Consider the following 18,697-nt stretch of genomic DNA (forward strand, 5'->3'; position numbering starts at 1 on the left):
CAGATAATCTCCGTAATGACTTTACGCATGGTCTAGCGCAGCTGTGCGGCAAACAAAACACGCCCAACCTCGCTTTGGTAAAAATACTCCCGCCGGAGGCGGAACTACGCCCGATGGTAAGGACCACCAGACAAAATCGAAGCAGCACGGTACAATTGCTCTGCCAGCATCACGCGCACCATCATGTGGGGCCAGACCATCTTGCCAAAACTCAACGATGCATCAGCCTGCGATCGCAACGCCGGGTCGATACCATCAGCCCCGCCAATGACAAAGGAAACATCCTGACGCCCCTGATCACGCCAGCTTGCCAATAAGTTTGCGAAATCTGGCGAGGACATCAGCTTGCCCCGTTCATCCATGGTGCAAATCAAAGAGCCGCTCGGAATCGCCTTTTGCAAAAGCGTGGCTTCGGCAGACATGCCGCTACGCTTTTTGTCCTCGACTTCAATCAATTTCGCCGGGCCCAGCGCCAAAGGCCGTCCCGTCCGATCAAAGCGTGTCAGATAGTCATCGTATAGGTCGCGCTCGGGGCCCTGCCGCAGCCGGCCCACAGCGCAAATGTGAACGCGCATTAGCTTGCCGTTGCCGTCCCGGGCTGCCACATTTTTTCAAGCTGATAGAATTCGCGCACTTCCGGGCGGAAAATGTGAACAATCACATCGCCAGTGTCGATCAACACCCAGTCACCGGATTCTTTGCCCTCGATCTTGGAAAAGGTTCCGAATTCCTGCTTCACGCGTTCTGCCAGTTTTTCCGCCATGGCAGTCACCTGACGCGAAGACCGGCCAGAGGCGATGACCATATAGTCACCCATCTCGGATTTACCGCGCAGATTGATCTGCACGATGTCTTCACCTTTATCATCGTCAAGAGATTGAAGAACGGTTGCCAACATGGCTTCGCTGGTCACAGTTTTTGGCGCGGTCATGCCGGTAATTCCTGCAGTGGCCGCATCTGAGGCCGAAGTTGAAAGAGACAGATCATTGTCCTCCTTAATACACGCCGTCAGAACCCCGGCGCAGGGCTGCACTTAAATTTAACAACGCAACTGTGTTTTTTCAATATTCGAATGCATGCGCGACGTCGCGGCCCCACCCAATGAACAAATTTAACAAGTCGCACTGCCCAGACATTCAATTCCACACCCCAAGCGCGTCCCAAGGGATACGACGCAATCATGAGGGCTGATGACTTGCGTCAACATATTGTCCGGGCTGCACTCGTCGCATAGCCGATAAATTTTTTACGGCCGCATCATGATTTGGACTTATTTGTCTTTCACAGCTTGGCGTAGCTAAACAAATATTTCATTGAATGGACGATTCTATGTTTTTTCCGCGTATGGTGCTGTTCGCACCGCTTGCCCTTGTTGGAACACTTGTCGCCGCAACGGCCGAAGACATCACAACCGATGCCGAACTGATCCAAGTCCAATATGACGTTGAATCTGATGGTGCAGAGCGTATCCGGATCGCTGGCCAGTTACGTACTTTAACACAGCAAGTCGCGGCGGCATCCTGTGCGCTCAGTTCCGGTATCGCGACCGACGAAGCACATGAGGTTTTGGCCAAGGCAACCGCTGAGTTCGACCGCTATATTGCCGCCCTGCGCGACGGCGACCCAGAACTTAACATTCTGCACCCCGAAACACGTCGGCTAACCTTGGTCGATATCGAACATGTGGATACCGAATGGTCATCAATCCACGGTGCGATTGACGCGATTCTGGCTGACAGCACCGATGTAGAAAGCGCCCATATCATTGATGACCACAACTTAAAGCTGCTTGAGCTTACCACCATTTTAGCGGCTGACATTTCGGGGCAATATGCCCACCCGTTTGAGATCAGCGCAGCAGATGCGATGATGATTGAAATCGCAGGGCGGCAGCGGATGCTAACACAGAAGATGGCGAAAGATGCCTGCGAAATCTGGGCGGACTATCACGCCGAAGAAGCCCGCGCCGACTTGATCGAAACTGTGACGATTTTTGAAACCTCTCTCAAAGCACTGCGGTTTGGCATGCCTGAGGCGGGGCTTCAGGAAGCACCAACAGATAAAATCCGCGAAGACTTGGACCAGCTGCTGGCACGCTGGGAAACCATCAAAGCGAATGAGCAAATCCTGATCGATGGCGGCGAACTCAGCCTCGACCAAAAAACCGAAATCTTTCATGATCTCGAAGTCGAATTGGCAGAGCTAGATCACCTGCTCGATGAATATAAAGAATACGCAGAACGCACCCACAAACGCTAGGTTTGCGCATATCGCGACCCGCGTTCAACTGCGGGTCGCAGATAATCCTAAAGATCAAAGGTCGCGAAAACTGGGGCGTGGTCGCTCGGCTTTTCCCATCCACGGGCATCCCGCAATACGCGGCTGGAATGACCCGCGTTCTTGATATCGGCACTTGCCCAGATGTGATCCAGACGTCGCCCTTTGTCGGCGGCATCCCAATCTTTGGCACGATAGGACCACCAGCTGTACAGCTTTCCTTCGGGCACGTCGTTGCGCGTTACATCGGCCCAGCCGCCCGCATCCATCACTTCGGCAAAATGCTCGACCTCAATCGGAGTATGGCTCACCACTTTGAGCAGCTTCTTATGATCCCAAACATCGTCCTCACGCGGCGCGATATTTAGATCACCGACCAAAATTGATTTTTCTGGGGTCGCAGCATGATAGGCGTCACGCATATCAGTCAAATAGTCCAGTTTTTGGCCGAATTTCTCGTTTACCTCGCGGTCAGCAACGTCACCACCTGCGGGCACATAGTGGTTATGGATCGTGACACCATTCTCAAGCCGTCCCGCAATATGGCGCGCATGGCCCAGAGCGGCGAAGTCTTCGGCACCTGCCTCGACCATTGGAATCTTTGAGAAAATCGCAACGCCGTTATAACCCTTTTGACCACGCGCAACCATATGCGTGTAGCCAAGCGCCTGAAATTGAGCGAGCGGAATTTTATCGACCGGGCTTTTGCATTCTTGCAAGCACAAGACATCAGGGGCCTCTTCGCGCATCAACTTGGCGACGATGTCCTCGCGCAACCGGACAGAGTTAATATTCCATGTGGCAAGCGTAAAAGGCATGGTTTTCCATTCTTTCTTTGGCGTGGCAATTCAGACATCGTGCGCCTGCGTGGCAGGGCAAATACTGCGTTCGCGCCAAATGCTACACACAACATGCGGGCCACGCCACCGAATACAGAACGAAAAGGCAACAAAATGCGCGGTTTTTCGCATTGTTTCTATATTCAGGATATTTTGGCTTTACATCAGAAACCCCAAGGTGCTCGTTGCCGCCGGATCGTCACATCCGGGCGCACCTGCCGCTCTGGCGGTCTGAACAATAAATAAGGAAGATCATCATGAAAATGAAATCAGCTTCGGTTGTCGCTCTGGCGTCGCTACTGGCATTCCAGAACGTTGCGTTCGCAGAAAGCGCAGACACTGTCGCAGACGATGTCATAGCCGCGCAGCGCGCAGCGCTTGCCGCGAATACGGATGGCGCAGGCTTTGGCCCACAATCACCCCGCGACATCTCGGTGATTGACGGCACCAATGCACGTAGCTTTCAGACCGCACCTGCATTTTCGCAAATGAACCTGTGCGACATTCACTTTCATGAAAACGCAGAGCACCGCGGCGGTGAGTTCACCGAATATGCTGGCAACGGCGACGGTCACGGCTACGGGACTGGCTTTAAATACGCAGGCGAATTGACCGAGGCAGAACTGGCCCCAATTGATGCACCGATCGGCGCAACCGAACATGGCGACCTGCAACCAGGCGATACGATCGAAGTACACTATGTCTTCTCAACAGCCCAAGCGCAGCCTGGCCCGACACTGGGTACTTGCTTGTCTGATGCAATCAACAACCCACAACTGCGGGTCGAGGCACAAGTCTTTGTGCTGGTCAATGACGCGGATGCCCTAGACTTTACCGAACTGGCCAAAGTTGAAATGGTTGATGGCCTGTACCAAGCGCCAAACATTCCAACAAACACAGGCGATGCGATCACTTACGCAGGTTCCACAACAGGCCCGAGCTACAACGAAAATGGCTCTCCTTTCCAAGTCACTTGGAACGTTCGTCCAAATGTCGCGCGCGTTGATATCAATACCGTTGGCACATGGTTCGAAGACAACGTCTTTGAAGAAGATCACGCCCACGGTGTGCGCAATCTGGTAACGAACCCAGATTTGCTGTCTGCCATCGCAGAGTAATCAATATGTCTCGGGCGTGATTGCCGCGCCCGAGACACGCATTCGCTAGGCGAATGTAGCGGCTGGCCGCACCTGACCCACTTCAATCCCGCGCCAGTTCTTAAGGATCGGCGCCATCCGTGCGATAGCTGCAGGATGATTGGCATCCAAAACACCGAGCTTCACAAGAATAGTCGCGATTGCGCATTCGCTTGCTCTGGTTGCGCCGTCGCGGATTTTCAACGCAACACCCAGACGTTTTTCTGGAATGATGGCGACAAATACGCCGTCGGCCCCGGTCTTGATCGCTGCGCGCCCATCCATCGCCCGCATCAAATCAGTGCACGCACGGGTTTCGCCGGCAACCAATTCGGGAAAGGCCATCATCGCCTCGCGCAGTTGAACCGCTGCGTTGCTGCGTCGGTCAGACCGATCATGCGCACTTGCAAAAAACGCCATTGCCCGCGCAAGCCCGTGAACGGTGCAAGCATGGTTCGGCGCAGAACACCCATCAATCCCATAGGTCGGGCTGGTTTCTTGGGTTGTTTCTTCGAATGCGGCTTTCCCGGCCTGCTGCACCGGGTGGTCGATTTTCTCGTAATCTGCGTCGCCTCCCAAGTGTTTGTTCAAGGTCAGAAAGCCAGCGTGCTTACCAGAGCAATTGTTATGGATCTGACACGGCTCTTGCTCTGCGCGGATCAATGCCTCGCGTGCGGGCTTGTCGCCGGGCACTTGCGGACCGCAGCGGAAATCATCCTCGGTCATACCCATTTCCTTAAGCCAGACACCCACACGATCCGTGTGAATTGCGGCACCTTGGTGCGACGCACAGGCCAAAGCGAGCTGTTCTTGCGATAGATGCGCACCTGCGCCGCTTTCTAGCAGAGGCAATGCCTGAATCATCTTGCACGACGACCGTGGGAAAATCACAGCCGAAGGATCACCCCAAGCGTTCACAATTTCGCCAGTGTCATCACAGATCACCGCATGGCCCTGATGCACACATTCAAGCAGCTCGCCGCGCCAAACTTCGACCAGATCAACAGGATTCGCCATTTTTTTGCCTTTTTGGATTGTAACTGTCGTTGCAATAGCGCGCCCATCACGGTTTTGGGGGCTTTTCCCCCTACGCTATTTTTTGATAGGTGATAAAGTATCCGGATATAATGGGGTCTGCTACCCAAAAGGTGTCGATCATGGCATCGCAGTTGACAGACCACACTGAGGCAAAAGACAGCTTGGAGGCTGCGAGATGATTTTGAATATTGCACGCACGTTGGGCATCGCGGCGGCACTTACTTTTGCGAATGCGGCGGTTGCGCAGGACTCGAGCGAAAACCGTGTTGCGGCAAATACAGATTGGGCGGTCTATGTGGAAAGCGACCCAAAAGAATGCTGGGCGGTCTCTGCGCCTGTTGAAACGGTAAATACCCGCGACGGCAACGTTGTAACGGTGCGCCGTGGCGAAATTCAGATGATTGTTTTCTATCGTCCGTCAGAAAACGTATCAGGTCAGGTCATGTTTGCCGCTGGATATCCATTTGCTAGTGGGTCGACAGTATCTGTCAAAATCGGCGACACCAGCTACGAGATGTTCACCGAAGGCGAATTCGCATGGCCCGCTAGTGCCGAAGACGATGCTAAATTCGTTGCTGCCATGAAACGTGGTGCCGATGCGGTACTGACCGGCCGTTCAGGTCGCGGCACGCAAACACAAGATACATTCAGCTTGCTTGGCTTTACCGCCGCAGTTGACGAAGCTGCCTCGCAGTGTGCCAGCTAAGCTTTAGCTGCAATCGCAACGTATTCGCGTTGCAAAATTAGTTTTTCTGGGGCGGGCTGCTTTTCTTGTGAAAGCGGCCCGTTCCTCTTATATGCAACGCCTGAACCCGATTTGGAGCACCCAATGGACCCCAAGGCCCCCATCACCCAGGATGTCCTGACCATTCCGCGCAAACTGCCGGACGGTCCGCAAAATATCATTGGCCTGACCCGCCCTGCCCTGCGCGAGGCGTTGATCGCTGCTGGCACGAAGGAAAAGCAGGCGAAAATGCGTGCTGGGCAAATCTGGCAATGGCTGTACCATTGGGGGGTGCGCGATTTTGATCAGATGACCAATCTGTCCAAAGACTACCGCGCCATGCTGGCTGAGAAATTCGTCATTGCCCTTCCCGAGGTCGTGACACGCCAGATTTCCGAAGATGGCACCCGGAAATATTTGGTGCGGATCGCTGGTGGCCACGAAGTCGAGGTCGTCTATATCCCCGAAACGGATCGCGGGACGCTATGTATCTCGAGCCAAGTCGGATGCACGCTCACTTGTTCGTTCTGCCATACCGGAACGCAAAAATTGGTGCGTAACCTGACGCCGGGTGAGATCATTGGCCAAGTTATGCTGGCGCGCGATGATTTGGCCGAATGGCCCGAACAGGGCGCACGCAACACCGCGGCGCCACGCCTTTTGTCGAACATCGTGCTGATGGGCATGGGCGAACCGTTGTACAATTTTGAAAATGTGCGTGACGCGATGAAGATCGCGCTTGATCCCGAAGGTATCGCGCTTTCGCGTCGTCGCATTACGCTATCGACCTCTGGCGTCGTACCCGAGATCGCCCGCACTGCCGAAGAAATCGGTTGCCAACTGGCCGTGTCGTTCCATGCTACCACAGACGAAGTGCGCGATAAGCTGGTGCCAATCAACAAACGTTGGCCAATCGCTGACTTGCTCGACGCATTGCGCGCCTATCCCAAAGCCTCAAATTCCGAGAGGATCACCTTTGAGTATGTGATGCTGGATGGCGTAAATGATACCGACGAAGACGCGCATCGACTGGTTAAACTGATCGAAGGCATCCCTGCTAAGATCAACCTGATCCCTTTCAACGAATGGCCCGGCGCACCTTACAAGCGGTCGTCGAATAACCGTATTCGCGCCTTTGCGGATATCGTGTTTAATGCTGGATATTCGTCACCTGTACGCAAGCCACGCGGCGAAGATATCATGGCTGCCTGTGGTCAGTTGAAATCAGCAACCGAACGTCAGCGAAAAAGTCGCGCGCAAATCGCACAAGAGACCGGGCTTTAACCATATATTTATCGTGTTTCGTTAAGCATACCGCATGAAACACATTATGCTTGATCTCCCGCCTGAACTGCTTGACGCGCTTGAACATGTTGCCGGACGTGACGAGGTTGCGATTGCAAGCCTTGTTCGCGACGCGGTGCGCAATGATTTAAAACAACGCGCCTCTGCATTAGCGAGCCGCACACAACGTATGCCAATTGGCATGCCACCCCCGCATCAACCGACGGCTCATGCTATCTAAATGAAATGCCCGCAGCAAAAAGACTGCGGGCGCTTGTCTTTATGCGAGCAGTGCGCGCGCCTCTTCAGGGGATAGTGCCTCTGGCCGTTTACACGTCGTGGTCATTTCAACGAAACGCCGCTCTTCTCCGGCGCGTAGGATGCTGGTCATCACGTCCACTGCATGCACGGCCACGTCAATATTGCAGCGGTGCTCGCGCCCTTCGGCGATTGCGGCGGCCATATCTGCCAGCCCGGCACAGCGATAGTTCGCGCGATCTTCTTGGTTGGCGACACCGAATGGATGCTCCCACGGGTCAACAGTGGTGATTTCACTATCCGCGCCACTGATCTCGATATCTCCGCCAAAGAAGTTCGGATCAGGCACAAAGATGGACCCATCTTCGCCATATAGCTCCATATTTGCATGACGGTGCGCCCAGACGTCCCAGCTCGCGCCAAGTGTCACAACCGCGCCGTTTTCAAATTCAAGCAAGGCCTGAATGTTGGTGGGTGTCTCAACGGGCACCGTTTCACCCAAGCGATCACCGTTGCCGATAGTTCGCGTGGCAAAGGTCGCAGTTGCAAGCGCCGTTACAGATTTCACCGGCCCGATAAGCTGAATGAGGTTGGTAATATAGTATGGACCCAAATCCAAAACGGGGCCGCCACCCGGCTTAAAGAAAAAGTCGGGATTGGGATGCCATGCTTCCATGCCGTGGCTCATCACGTGGCAGGTCCCACCGATGATCCGTCCAATTTTGCCAGCGTCAATCTGCGCACGCGCCAATTGATGCGCCCCGCCCAGGAAAGTATCCGGCGCAGAGCCAACGCGCAGGCCCTTGGCCTCTGCGAGATCGCGTAGCTCTTTGCCTTCATCCAGCGTTAGGACAAGCGGTTTTTCGGAATAGGCGTGTTTGCCAGCCTCCAAAATCCGCTTGGTCACGGCGAAATGCACATCTGGGATCGTCAGGTTTACGACCACATCAACGTCAGTGGCCTTGAGCAAGTCATCCACAGTTTCCGCACGCACGCCAAATTCCGCAGCACGCGCATTTGCGGCATCTATGTTGATGTCAGCCACTGCCTTGACCTCGAGCGACTTAAACAGCGGCGCTAATTTTAAGTACGAGGTTGAGATATTACCGCATCCAATGATGCCTACACCAAGTTTTGTCATGAGTATCTCTTAGAATTTTTGAATTGAGGCCAAGCTGCGGCGCGCAAAGCGCGCGTGGTCTTTTGGATTGTCATGTTCGATCACGTAGTGGTCCACGCCTGTCGCCTGAAGCGCAGCGTGAATGGGTGCCCAGTCTTGGACCCCGTGACCGACATCGGCCCAGCCATCTTCGTCAGTGTTTTCACCTTCTGGGGCAATGTCCTTGATATGCGCAGCCGTGATGCGGCCAGCATATTTATTGATCCAGTCGACGGGGCTAAACCCGGCACGCAAGACCCAGCCTAGATCCAGCTCAAGCATCAGATCGTCAGAGGCCGCAGCGATCAAGTCGAGCGGCAGGTCACCTGTTTCTGTGGCAACAAATTCAAAGTCATGGTTGTGCCAGCCGAACAGCAGCCCTGCATCTTGGAACGGCTTGCCCGCTTCGGACAGACGTTGGCCGAACGCAGCCCAACCGGCGGCATCCTTGGGGCGGTCATCGGGCATGACAAAGGGAACGATGATCTTATTTGTTCCCAATTCCTTGGCCGTTGCGATCAAATTGGCCGCATCGCCTTCGGCCATATCCAGCCCGATATGCGTGCTGGTCATCTTAAGACCTGTCGCGTCTAGCCCCGCCTTGAGCGCATCAAGATCATCGAACAAGCCACCAAAGCCTTCGACCTCTTTGAACCCTGTGTCAGCCAACATTTTCAGCGTGTCGGCCAAGGGCGGAAAATTTCGCGAACAGTACAACTGGTATGAAATCCGCGGCATCGTGCTCTCCTTATTTATGCGTAGGTCGCGCTGTGCAAATCGCGCAGCGTGAAGTTTGGTTTGTCAGTTGGATCAGCAGGTGTGAAACGCACCTGTTTGCTTTGCCCCGGTAAAAGGGCAAATGCATTGTCATCAAATCGCCCGGCGACGTCCGCCTCGACGGCGACAAACAACGCCAGCGCATCTGCGGTGATCGTGATTACATTTCCATCAACCTGATACGCCAGATTAGGCACAATAAGATCGTAGTCTTTGTATGGTCGAGGCGCGAAGGTATCGCTGCCAGTAGAGCCGTCTGAAACGCTCCATTCAAAATGCAACAATTCATCCTGCCCAAGGTCGTGGGCCGCAACGCGAAGCACATCAACGGCGTTCTCTGCGACTTCTGCCCGATCTGTTCCAAGCTCGCGCAGCGTGCCATGCATGTTCACGCCATAGGCCGTGACGGTAACCTCGCATCGCTGCGGCGTGTCATTGACCGCCCGCAAAACAAGCGCGTCATCTTGTGGTACCGCCGTGACCAAGACAGGAGCATAGAAATCCCGCGCCATATGGTGCAGCAATTTCCAATCGCCCCCATGATCCAATGACGCCCAAGAACAAACCGGCCATGTATCATTGAGCTGCCAGATCAATGTGCCCATGCAATGCGGTTTGAGGCTTCGCCAATGGGTGACCGCTGTTTTAATCGCAAGCCCCTGCTGAACTTGGGACATGTACACAAAGTCATCAAAATGCTTAGGCCAGCGGAAATAGCGAAACATGGTTTCTGCGATCCGTGCATTGCCACCTTCGTTCTTTTGGTGGCTTTCAAAGACGGGCGCGGCAATGTTCTGATCGGCTTCGCCTGCAAATTTGCGGATCGCGTTCATCGACGGATAGCTTTGGAAGCCAAACTCTGAACAAAACCGCGGGCTGACATCCCGATAATGCTCAAAGTCCCGGCCTTCGTGCCAGACCGACCAGAAATGCATATCGCCCGATCCATCATCATGCCATGCATCACCAAAATTCATTGGGCCCGGCGAAGGCGATGACGGCCACCAAATCGCAGTCGGATCAGTTTCGAGCAACTGCGTCTCAATCGCCCTATTCAGTCGATCGTAGTTCACCAAATACCGATCACGATCGTTGATGCTGCAATCATACCAGCCAAGCGCGCCAATCAGTTCATTATCACCGCACCAGACCGCAATGCTGGCGTGATGATGCATCCGCGCGACGTTGTCTTTGATCTCGGCGCGGACTTCGTCCAGATAGGCGTTGTCGGATGGGTAGAGGTTACAAGCGAACATAAAGTCCTGCCAAACCAGCAAGCCCAATTCATCGCAAGCATCATAGAACGAGGTTGGCTCATACCGACCGCCGCCCCAAATTCGGACCATGTTCATATTCGCGTCGACTGCCGATTGCAGCAAGTCGCGTGTTTTTTCTTCGGTAATCTGGCCAGGCAATGCGTCAGCGGGAATCCAATTTGCCCCTTTGCAAAACACATCCCGTCCGTTGATGCGGAACTTGAACCCCATCCCGGCGTCGTCTTTTTCGGTGATCAGTTCGAGCTTGCGCAGACCAATACGGCGATGTGCCGTGGCAGAACCCGCAGTCACAGTCAGATCATAGAGCGGCTGATCACCCTGATCCGCAGGCCACCATAAATCGGGATTATCGATTTGAATGGACAAGTCACAGCAGCCGTTATCCACGGTGCCTGACACTGTCTGACCCGCAATAGATACAGAGACTTCACCATCGTGATGTGCGGTGTAGACCGTCACGCCCAGCGCGACCGCTCCTTCGCTGTGATCTTGGGTCACTGCTAGCCGCTCAATACGGGCAACTTTGGATGGCTCGATCGCCATGGTGCCATAGATTCCGAACGGAGCCAGCGCAATATTCCAATCCCAACCGAAATCACAGGCTGGTTTGCGCAGCATATTCCCATCCGGGATTGGGCAGTTCTTACTGATGGGCAGCGGAAAAGGATGCGCCGCCTGCTTTTTCCCACCCGCCACAACTGGGGAATGGAATGTGATGCTGATCGTATTCGTCCCGACCTTTGCGAACTCTGACAATGGCACGCGATAGGTGCGAAATGCGTTCTCTGCCTTTAGGACAATCTGATCGTTCACACGGACCGTCACAACAGTGTCGACCTCGGACAGCACCAAATCTATATCGATTTCGGAAACGTCGAAATGACGGCTGACTGTCCAGTCACGCTCGCAAATCCAGCGCAGATCATATTCATTGCGCCCCCAATAAGGATCAGCAATTAGCCCTGCCTCATGCAGCGCGGTGATCCCATCGGTGGGCAGATGCATTGCACAGGTGTAATCGCCGCTGTCATCCGACAGCGACCATTCACCAGCAAGACTAAGCTGTGTCACAGGCGATCCTCTGTTGCTTTGTCAAACAAGGACGCGCGCGATGGATCAATCCCAATCGACAGCTTTTCGCCGTCTTTCACGCGTGCCTGCCCATCCATCCGGATGCGGAAACTATGCTGGCCAAGTTTTGCGTAAACCAACGTATCCGATCCCATTGGCTCGACCAGATCAACAGCCACTTCAAACTGTAACGGCGCATTCTTAACGAGTTCGCCCGTCACCACATGCTCTGGCCGTATCCCAATCGTTGCGGGACGATCCGCCGTTTGGGGCCCGGCGAATTCGTAATCGTCCATCGGGATCACCATATCATCGACCCTAAATGCACCACCCTCAAGCGCACCTTCAAGGAAGTTCATCGACGGGCTACCAATAAAGTCCGCCACATAAAGGTTGCGCGGTTGGTTATAAATCTCGTCTGGCGTGCCCAACTGCATGATCTTGCCGCCCTTCATGACAGCAATACGATCCGCGAGCGTCATCGCCTCGACCTGATCATGGGTCACATAGATCATCGTGTTTTCAAGCTGATTATGCAGGCGCTTGAGCTCGACACGCAGATCAACGCGCAGTTTTGCATCGAGGTTCGACAATGGTTCATCGAACAAGAACACATCAACGTCACGCACCAGAGCGCGGCCAATCGCGACACGCTGACGCTGACCACCGGACAAGGCACCCGGTTTGCGGTCGAGTAAGGCTTCGATTTGCAGGATTTCAGCCGCCCGTGCGACCCGCTTTTCGATCTCATCTTTGGGGACTTTGGCGTTTTTCAAACCAAACGACAGGTTCCCTTTCACGCTCATCTGCGGGTAAAGTGCATAGGATTGGAACACCATCCCGATACCGCGGTCAGATGGCTCTGCCCAAGTGACGTTCTTGCCTTTGATGAAAATCTGGCCGTCCGTCACCTCGAGCAAGCCCGCGATGCAGTTCAACAAAGTTGACTTGCCGCAGCCCGATGAACCCAGCAGCACAAGGAACTCGCCCTCGCCAATGTTGAGGTTGAGATTTTGCAGCACTTTGACTGCGCCAAACGAAAGGTCGAGATTTTTGATTTCTACAGAGTTAGTCATATTTTATCAGCCTTTGACAGCGCCGGCAGCGATGCCGCGTACGAAAAGTTTGCCAGAGGCAAAGTAAATAACGAGAGGAACAAGCCCGGTCAGCAAAGTGGCCGCCATGTTCACGTTGTATTCCTTAACCCCCTGTACAGAGTTCACGATATTGTTCAGCTGCACGGTCATCGGATACCGATCAGGCGAAGAAATATAGGTCACCCCAAAGAGGAAGTCGTTCCAGATGCCCGTCACCTGAATGATCAAGGACACAACAAAGATCGGCAGTGACATCGGCAACATGATCCGAAAGAAAATCGACCAGAACCCGGCCCCGTCAACGCGGGCAGCCTTGAACAGCTCCTCTGGGATCGAGGCAAAGTAATTGCGGAAAAGCAAGGTATTGATGGGCATCCCAAAGGCGACATGCACCAAAACCAAACCTGTCAGCGAACCGTACAAGCCAGCCTCGCGCAGCATGATTACGATTGGATAGAGCATGATTTGATAGGGAATAAAGGCCCCAATCATGAGGATGCTAAAGAACACCTCTGAGCCTTTGAATTTCCACATCGACAAGGCGTAGCCATTCACACTGGCCACAGCGACCGAAATAATCACAGAAGGGATCAGAATGCGGACAGAGTTCCAGAACCCGCGTGAAAGACCATCACAATTGATGCCGGTACAGGCTTCGGCCCATGCTTTGACCCAGGGTTGAAAGGTGATCTCAAGCGGTGGGGCAAAAATGTTACCCATCTGAATTTCGGGCATCCCCTTAAGAGAGGTGACGACCATCACGTAAAGCGGCAGCGCGTAATACATCGCCACCACAATCAACGTGCCATAGAGCATGATGTTCGTGCGGCTTAGCGCTTTGCGTGGTTTTGGGCCGCGCGGTTCGTCGAGATCAGGGTTGACTGCATTGACTGCCGCAGTCGGAGCAAGTGTTCCGGGATTAGCCACGCTTCTTCCCTCCGAATTCAAGAATGGCCCAAGGCACAAGGATGATCACAACCGTCACCAGCATCATCGTGGATGCGGCAAACCCTTGCCCCAGATTTTGCCCACCAAACATGGCGGTCATGACGTATTTTGCCGGTACTTCCGAACTGATCCCCGGTCCACCAGAGGTCTGCGCCACCACAAGGTCATAGAGCTTCACAATTCCAGATGCGATCAGCACCAGCGACGTCACAAACACGGGTCGCATCATCGGGATAATCACACGGATGTAGGTTTTTACGGTGCCGATCCCATCAACACGGGCGGCTTTCCAGATGTCTTCGTCAATGCCGCGCAGACCTGCCAGCATGATACACATGATCAGCCCGGTCCCCTGCCATAGCCCCGCGATCAGCAGGCCAAACATAACGATTTTTGAGTTATTCAAAGGATCAAAGGTAAAGCTTTCCCAGCCCATACCGCGCACAACGCTTTGCAAACCCAACTGTGGGTTCAGGATCCATTGCCAGACAAGCCCCGTCACGATGAATGACAGCGCAAATGGATAAAGAAAGATCGTCCTCAGAACGCCTTCGCCACGTACTTTGCGATCTAGCAACGCCGCAAGCGTAAAGCCGATCACAAGTGTCCCAATCAGCGAACATACCCCATAAATCGCGAGGTTCTCGATTGACACCAACCATTTACGGCTATTCCAGAGCCGTTCATATTGGTCCAGTCCGTCCCAACGTAATCGCGGTAATAGACCTGAATCAGTGAACGAATAAACAACTGTCCAAATTGTTCCGCCCAAGAACACAACAAGCGCGGTAAAGACCATCGGCAATGATGCAATCTTAGCCGATATATTCTTGAACAATCGCACGGGTTTATGGCTTGGCCCACCTTGCTCGGTTTGTGCACCGGCATGTGCGGCTTCTGAAAGCGCCATCCTTCTCCTCCCTAGATAAATGGCTACGTGTCGACACAGGCCCCACCAGATCGGGGGGCCTATGCGCGTTCAGTTTTTCACGAGATTAGTCAGCGTCAGCGATGATGGCTGCGTACTGTTCCTGCACTTCGGCAGGTGTCATGGAAGGTGTATTCCAGAACTCAGTCATCAGATCGTTCAGCTGTGTGGTCGTGTCAGGCGAAATCAATGTCTCACCCGCTGGCAGGATGTTGCCCGCAGCCAAAAGGTCGAGACCCTTTTGCGTACATTCGTTCACTGTTGTCAGGTCAACATCACCACGAATTGGCAGCGAACCCTTGGCAGAGTTGAACGACACCTGAACAGGTGGCGACAACAGCATGGCAGCCAGTTCTTTTTGGCCAGCAGTAATTTCTGCATCGTCAACAACCGGGAAGTAGAATGCATCACCACCTGTTGACAGGATAGCAACGTCGCCCAAGCCAGGCAGACATGAATAGTCGGTGCCAGCAACCTTGCCAGCAACTGCAAATTCACCCTGCGCCCAGTCGCCCATAATCTGCGCACCAGCGGTATCGTTGATCACAGCTGCGGTCGCTTGGTTCCAGTCTTGAACGTTCAGGCCAGCTGATAGTTCACGTGCGGCACCAAACGCTTCGAAGACGCGCGCATATTCTGGGCCCATCACAACGTCGGCGTTTTTGTCACGGTTTACGGCAAGCCATGCTTCTTCACCGGCAAGCGCCACGGCCATCACGCCGAAAGCACCGTTTTGCTGCCAAGACTGACCACCCATCGCAAGCGGGGTAATCCCTGCTTCTTGCAGTGCTGGGGCGGTTTCTGTGAACTCAGCCCAATTTGTTGGGACGGGCACACCAGCTTTTTCATAGGCGCCGTTTGACAGCCACATCCACTGCCAAGAGTGAATGTTCACCGGGGCACAGTAGATGCGACCATCTACAGTACAAGCGTCCAACAATGAGGGGGGATTTACGATGTCGGCCCAGCCTTCGGCTTCGGCGACGTCGGTGAGATCAAGAAGCAATCCTGCTTCGATCAATTCTTCGGCCTGACGACCATGGTTAAACTGGAACGCTGCGGGTGGATCGCCACCGATAATGCGGCTTACCATGATTGGACGGGCTGTATCCCCGCCGCCAGCGATGGCCCCATCAATCCATTTATTCCCGGATGCGTCCCATGCCTCAGCAAATTTAGCAACAGCTGCTGCCTCGCCGCCGGACGTCCACCAGTGCATAACCTCCAATTCGACCGCGGATGCGGACGATGCACTGACGATAGCCGAGAACGCCATCAATTTGGTTGTCAGTTTCACGATTCTCTCCTCCCTGGTTCTAAATCGTTGTAGAAAAGCCTATATCGTTTTAGATTGACCTCGCAAGAAAAATTAAATTATTGCCTAGAAAACACGCAGGCGATATGAGGGACAACCTGAATTTACTCGGGTTTGACACGTAAAACAGCAGTTCCAAATAGGAGTTTTGCCGCTTACGACCTCAAAAAACGGGAGGAAAATCACCATGCCAAGGAACAAGACGCTTCCTGAAACATCGGCTGATGTACGGCCCGAAGGTGGCAAGCCGACGCTCAAAACCATCGCGCGGATCAGTGGACTTGCTGTGCCGACAGTATCACGCGCGCTGAATGACGCGCCTGATATCGGGACAGAAACCAAAAAGCTCATCCGCAAAATTGCGAATGAAATTGGTTACGTGCCTAATCGCGCTGGTGTTCGGCTAAGGACAGGGCGTACGAATGTCATCAGTCTGGTGATGTCGACAGAGCACGACACCATGAGCCACACAGCACGCCTGATTTCATCCGTTGCCGGCGGCTTGCGCGACACACCTTTTCATTTGGTTGTCACACCATTTTTTCCTGATCAGGACCCGCTAGAACCAGTGCGCTATATCGTCGAAACGGGATCAGCGGACGCGGTGATTATCAACCAAATTCGCCCCCAAGACCCTCGCATCGCCTACCTGATGGAGCGCGGCTTTCCCTTTGCGACCCATGGCCGTTCTGAATGGGCCGAGCGGCACGCCTATTACGATTTTGATAATAGCGCCTTCGGCCAGCTCGCTGTGCGCAAGCTCGCCTCACGGGGACGCAAGAAACTTTTGCTGATTGCTCCGCCGACGGCGCAAAGCTATGCCCAGCATGTGATCTTTGGAACACGGCAAGCAGCATCCGAATGTAACGTGGAAATCATGCTCGCTGATCCAGTTACGAGCGATAGCTACATCAGCGAAATAGTGACCTATGTCAGTGACACGCTGGCCAAGTACAATGACATCGACGGTATCATCACGGCATCCACCTCATCCGCGATGGCCGCTGTTGCCGGGCTCGAACAACGCGGTGCGAAGGTCGGCAAGGACATTGATGTCTATACCAAAGAGGCGATGCCATTCCTAAATCTGTTCCGTGCAGATATTTTGACGACCGCAGAACAGGTTGGCGCGGCAGGCGAATTCCTGGCCAAGGCCGCGATCCAAGCGATCCGCTCACCGACCGCAAAACCGATGCAGCACCTCGAGGTGCCGTCAGAGCGATAGCGCCAAGGCTCGCACAATATCGGCAATGGGCTGATCAATTGACGCCTGCGCATCGGGTGATGCTGGCGGCTCGAGCGCAGCAAACTGACTGTCAAGCAAGCTCGTCGGCATATAGTGGTTTTCGCGTTGAGCCAAACGTGCCGCGACCACATCATAGGGTGCATCCAAATAGGCCAGCTTTAGATCGGGAACCGCATTGGTCAGATAATCGCGATAGCCCTGCTTGAGCGCAGAACAGGCAAAGACGATGATCTGCTCTTGGCGGGCCGCATTTACGGCCTGCGCAAGTATATCCAACCACGGCCAGCGCATGTCATCGGTCAAAGGATTGCCCGCCGCCATATGCGCGACATTGCTTGGCGGGTGATAATCGTCACCATCAAGGTAACGACCACCCATGTCATCCGCCAATGCAGCGGCGATCGTGGACTTACCGGCACCTGATACGCCCATGACCATGATCGCCTTGTGCATCATTCAGCGCCCCGGAATTACGCCGCGCTTTTCGCCTTTGCCTTCCCATGCATCAATGGCGGCAACGGCTTCTTCGGCAGTGTCGACAAAACGGAACAGATCCAGATCGTCGGCAGAAATTGTGCCCGCGTCTGACAGGGCCTCCCAATTCACGATCTTTTCCCAGAATTCACGTCCAAACAGCAAGAACGGAACCCGCGCCATGCGGCCGGTTTGGATCAATGTCAGTGCCTCGAACATTTCGTCCAGTGTGCCAAATCCGCCGGGGAATACGCAAACTGCAGATGCCCGCATCAGGAAATGCATCTTGCGAATAGCGAAATAGTGGAAATTAAAGCAAAGCTCAGGCGTCACATATTCATTGGGTGCCTGTTCGTGAGGCAATACAATGTTCAAGCCAATGGATTTCCCGCCCGCCTCTTCGGCACCGCGGTTGCCGGCTTCCATTACACCGGGGCCACCGCCGGTAACGATCACGTCTTCTGTACCGCCCGCCTTGAGCGACCGCTCTGTCATGATCCGCGCAAAATTCTGCGCCTCGGTATAAAAAACCGACAAATCAGCGAGCGTCTGGGTTCGCGCCTCATCTTTGTTGGCGGGCGACGGAATGCGTGCACCGCCGAACATAACGACCGTCGAATTGATCTCGGCCTCGTTCATCAGCATTTCTGGCTTAAGTAGCTCAAGCTGCAAACGCACCGGGCGCAGTTCCTCGCGACAAAGGAAATCTTCGTCTGCGAAAGCCAAGGCATAAGACGGCGCGCGCGTCTGTGGCGTGTCGGGAATTTGTGTCGCGGCCTCGCGATCCTGAGAACTATGACGAAGTGGGTGACGGCGATCGTCTTTCATACTGCTTTTCCTCGCATTGCG

At 54.1% G+C, this 18,697-nt stretch carries 19 protein-coding genes; 6 read left to right on the forward strand and 13 right to left on the reverse strand.

The genetic code is table 11. The annotated features are described in order from the left end of the window. Positions 1-104 precede the first annotated feature (104 nt). Together rlmH and rsfS are read right to left on the reverse strand one after the other, a co-directional pair. Entirely contained in the window at positions 105-575 is a 471-nt protein-coding gene (gene rlmH, locus TW80_RS12695) for a 23S rRNA (pseudouridine(1915)-N(3))-methyltransferase RlmH (protein WP_045997808.1), read from the reverse strand. Then, entirely contained in the window at positions 575-940 is a 366-nt protein-coding gene (gene rsfS, locus TW80_RS12700) for a ribosome silencing factor (RefSeq protein WP_446720136.1), read from the reverse strand. Before rsfS ends, rlmH begins: the two co-directional genes overlap by 1 nt. Before the next feature lie 389 nt (positions 941-1,329). Here rsfS and TW80_RS12705 point away from each other — a divergent pair, with 389 nt between their 5' ends. Next, entirely contained in the window at positions 1,330-2,259 is a 930-nt protein-coding gene (locus TW80_RS12705) for a type IV pili methyl-accepting chemotaxis transducer N-terminal domain-containing protein (RefSeq protein ID WP_162197173.1), read from the forward strand. A gap of 47 nt (positions 2,260-2,306) precedes the next feature. On the opposite strand, the gene TW80_RS12710 is transcribed toward TW80_RS12705, so the two are convergent. Continuing rightward, on the reverse strand, positions 2,307-3,095 hold the full coding sequence (locus tag TW80_RS12710; protein WP_045997810.1) for an exodeoxyribonuclease III: 789 nt from the start codon (positions 3,093-3,095) through the stop codon (positions 2,307-2,309). A gap of 278 nt (positions 3,096-3,373) precedes the next feature. Between TW80_RS12710 and TW80_RS12715 the strand changes: the two genes are divergently transcribed. Further along, complete coding sequence (locus tag TW80_RS12715) at positions 3,374-4,234, forward strand: delta-class carbonic anhydrase (protein WP_162197174.1); 861 nt, start codon at positions 3,374-3,376, stop codon at positions 4,232-4,234. A gap of 45 nt (positions 4,235-4,279) precedes the next feature. Here TW80_RS12715 and TW80_RS12720 read toward each other — a convergent pair whose 3' ends face one another. Then, positions 4,280-5,269, reverse strand: coding sequence for an asparaginase (locus tag TW80_RS12720; protein ID WP_045997811.1), 990 nt, complete (start codon positions 5,267-5,269; stop codon positions 4,280-4,282). Positions 5,270-5,465: 196 nt separating this feature from the next. Between TW80_RS12720 and TW80_RS12725 the strand changes: the two genes are divergently transcribed. From TW80_RS12725 to TW80_RS12735, 3 genes are all read left to right on the forward strand, one after another. Beyond that, a complete protein-coding gene (locus TW80_RS12725) occupies positions 5,466-5,996 on the forward strand; it encodes an invasion associated locus B family protein (RefSeq protein WP_204218501.1) in 531 nt (176 codons plus the stop codon). Between the two features lie 123 nt (positions 5,997-6,119). Next, a complete protein-coding gene (gene rlmN / locus TW80_RS12730; protein ID WP_045997812.1) occupies positions 6,120-7,298 on the forward strand; it encodes a 23S rRNA (adenine(2503)-C(2))-methyltransferase RlmN in 1,179 nt (392 codons plus the stop codon). A gap of 34 nt (positions 7,299-7,332) precedes the next feature. Beyond that, positions 7,333-7,539, forward strand: a complete 207-nt coding sequence (locus TW80_RS12735) for a ribbon-helix-helix domain-containing protein (protein WP_045997813.1) — start codon at positions 7,333-7,335, stop codon at positions 7,537-7,539. Between the two features lie 39 nt (positions 7,540-7,578). On the opposite strand, the gene TW80_RS12740 is transcribed toward TW80_RS12735, so the two are convergent. From TW80_RS12740 to TW80_RS12770, 7 genes are all read right to left on the reverse strand, one after another. Further along, positions 7,579-8,697: a Gfo/Idh/MocA family protein gene (locus TW80_RS12740; RefSeq protein ID WP_045997814.1), complete on the reverse strand. Its 1,119-nt coding sequence runs from the start codon at positions 8,695-8,697 to the stop codon at positions 7,579-7,581. 9 nt (positions 8,698-8,706) lie between these two features. Then, positions 8,707-9,453 carry a sugar phosphate isomerase/epimerase family protein gene (locus tag TW80_RS12745; protein WP_045997815.1) on the reverse strand — a complete coding sequence of 249 codons (747 nt, stop codon included), beginning with the start codon at positions 9,451-9,453 and terminating at the stop codon, positions 8,707-8,709. Between the two features lie 14 nt (positions 9,454-9,467). Then, the gene (locus TW80_RS12750; protein ID WP_045997816.1) at positions 9,468-11,840 is read right to left on the reverse strand and encodes a glycoside hydrolase family 2 protein; all 2,373 of its coding nucleotides are present in this window, start codon (positions 11,838-11,840) and stop codon (positions 9,468-9,470) included. After that, on the reverse strand, positions 11,837-12,916 hold the full coding sequence (locus TW80_RS12755; protein ID WP_045997817.1) for an ABC transporter ATP-binding protein: 1,080 nt from the start codon (positions 12,914-12,916) through the stop codon (positions 11,837-11,839). The genes TW80_RS12750 and TW80_RS12755 overlap by 4 nt, the downstream gene beginning before the upstream one ends. Before the next feature lie 6 nt (positions 12,917-12,922). Next, positions 12,923-13,864, reverse strand: a complete 942-nt coding sequence (locus tag TW80_RS12760) for a carbohydrate ABC transporter permease (protein WP_045997818.1) — start codon at positions 13,862-13,864, stop codon at positions 12,923-12,925. Then, complete coding sequence (locus TW80_RS12765) at positions 13,857-14,684, reverse strand: carbohydrate ABC transporter permease (protein ID WP_446720137.1); 828 nt, start codon at positions 14,682-14,684, stop codon at positions 13,857-13,859. The genes TW80_RS12760 and TW80_RS12765 overlap by 8 nt, the downstream gene beginning before the upstream one ends. Before the next feature lie 196 nt (positions 14,685-14,880). Beyond that, positions 14,881-16,110 (reverse strand): ABC transporter substrate-binding protein, encoded by a 1,230-nt coding sequence (locus TW80_RS12770; protein ID WP_239450547.1) that lies wholly within the window; start codon positions 16,108-16,110, stop codon positions 14,881-14,883. 205 nt (positions 16,111-16,315) lie between these two features. Here TW80_RS12770 and TW80_RS12775 point away from each other — a divergent pair, with 205 nt between their 5' ends. Next, the gene (locus TW80_RS12775; RefSeq protein ID WP_045997821.1) at positions 16,316-17,353 is read left to right on the forward strand and encodes a LacI family transcriptional regulator; all 1,038 of its coding nucleotides are present in this window, start codon (positions 16,316-16,318) and stop codon (positions 17,351-17,353) included. On the opposite strand, the gene TW80_RS12780 is transcribed toward TW80_RS12775, so the two are convergent. Both TW80_RS12780 and TW80_RS12785 read right to left on the reverse strand, forming a co-directional pair. Then, the gene (locus TW80_RS12780) at positions 17,342-17,830 is read right to left on the reverse strand and encodes a gluconokinase (RefSeq protein ID WP_239450548.1); all 489 of its coding nucleotides are present in this window, start codon (positions 17,828-17,830) and stop codon (positions 17,342-17,344) included. The genes TW80_RS12775 and TW80_RS12780 overlap by 12 nt on opposite strands. Beyond that, a complete protein-coding gene (locus tag TW80_RS12785) occupies positions 17,831-18,676 on the reverse strand; it encodes an LOG family protein (RefSeq protein ID WP_045997822.1) in 846 nt (281 codons plus the stop codon). Positions 18,677-18,697 lie beyond the last annotated feature (21 nt).

Origin of the sequence: Loktanella sp. S4079 (assembly GCF_000967725.1) — a bacterium.
In the GTDB taxonomy this organism is placed as follows: domain Bacteria; phylum Pseudomonadota; class Alphaproteobacteria; order Rhodobacterales; family Rhodobacteraceae; genus Yoonia.

Coding starts and splice junctions, on each gene's coding strand:
- rlmH (WP_045997808.1), bottom strand. CDS start 575: ATGCGCGTTCACATTTGCGCTGTGGGCCGGCTGCGGCAGGGCCCCGAG.
- TW80_RS12705 (WP_162197173.1), top strand. CDS start 1,330: ATGTTTTTTCCGCGTATGGTGCTGTTCGCACCGCTTGCCCTTGTTGGA.
- TW80_RS12710 (WP_045997810.1), bottom strand. CDS start 3,095: ATGCCTTTTACGCTTGCCACATGGAATATTAACTCTGTCCGGTTGCGC.
- TW80_RS12715 (WP_162197174.1), top strand. CDS start 3,374: ATGAAAATGAAATCAGCTTCGGTTGTCGCTCTGGCGTCGCTACTGGCA.
- TW80_RS12720 (WP_045997811.1), bottom strand. CDS start 5,269: ATGGCGAATCCTGTTGATCTGGTCGAAGTTTGGCGCGGCGAGCTGCTT.
- TW80_RS12725 (WP_204218501.1), top strand. CDS start 5,466: ATGATTTTGAATATTGCACGCACGTTGGGCATCGCGGCGGCACTTACT.
- rlmN (WP_045997812.1), top strand. CDS start 6,120: ATGGACCCCAAGGCCCCCATCACCCAGGATGTCCTGACCATTCCGCGC.
- TW80_RS12735 (WP_045997813.1), top strand. CDS start 7,333: ATGAAACACATTATGCTTGATCTCCCGCCTGAACTGCTTGACGCGCTT.
- TW80_RS12740 (WP_045997814.1), bottom strand. CDS start 8,697: ATGACAAAACTTGGTGTAGGCATCATTGGATGCGGTAATATCTCAACC.
- TW80_RS12745 (WP_045997815.1), bottom strand. CDS start 9,453: ATGCCGCGGATTTCATACCAGTTGTACTGTTCGCGAAATTTTCCGCCC.
- TW80_RS12755 (WP_045997817.1), bottom strand. CDS start 12,916: ATGACTAACTCTGTAGAAATCAAAAATCTCGACCTTTCGTTTGGCGCA.
- TW80_RS12765 (WP_446720137.1), bottom strand. CDS start 14,684: ATGGTCTTTACCGCGCTTGTTGTGTTCTTGGGCGGAACAATTTGGACA.
- TW80_RS12775 (WP_045997821.1), top strand. CDS start 16,316: ATGCCAAGGAACAAGACGCTTCCTGAAACATCGGCTGATGTACGGCCC.
- TW80_RS12780 (WP_239450548.1), bottom strand. CDS start 17,830: ATGATGCACAAGGCGATCATGGTCATGGGCGTATCAGGTGCCGGTAAG.
- TW80_RS12785 (WP_045997822.1), bottom strand. CDS start 18,676: ATGAAAGACGATCGCCGTCACCCACTTCGTCATAGTTCTCAGGATCGC.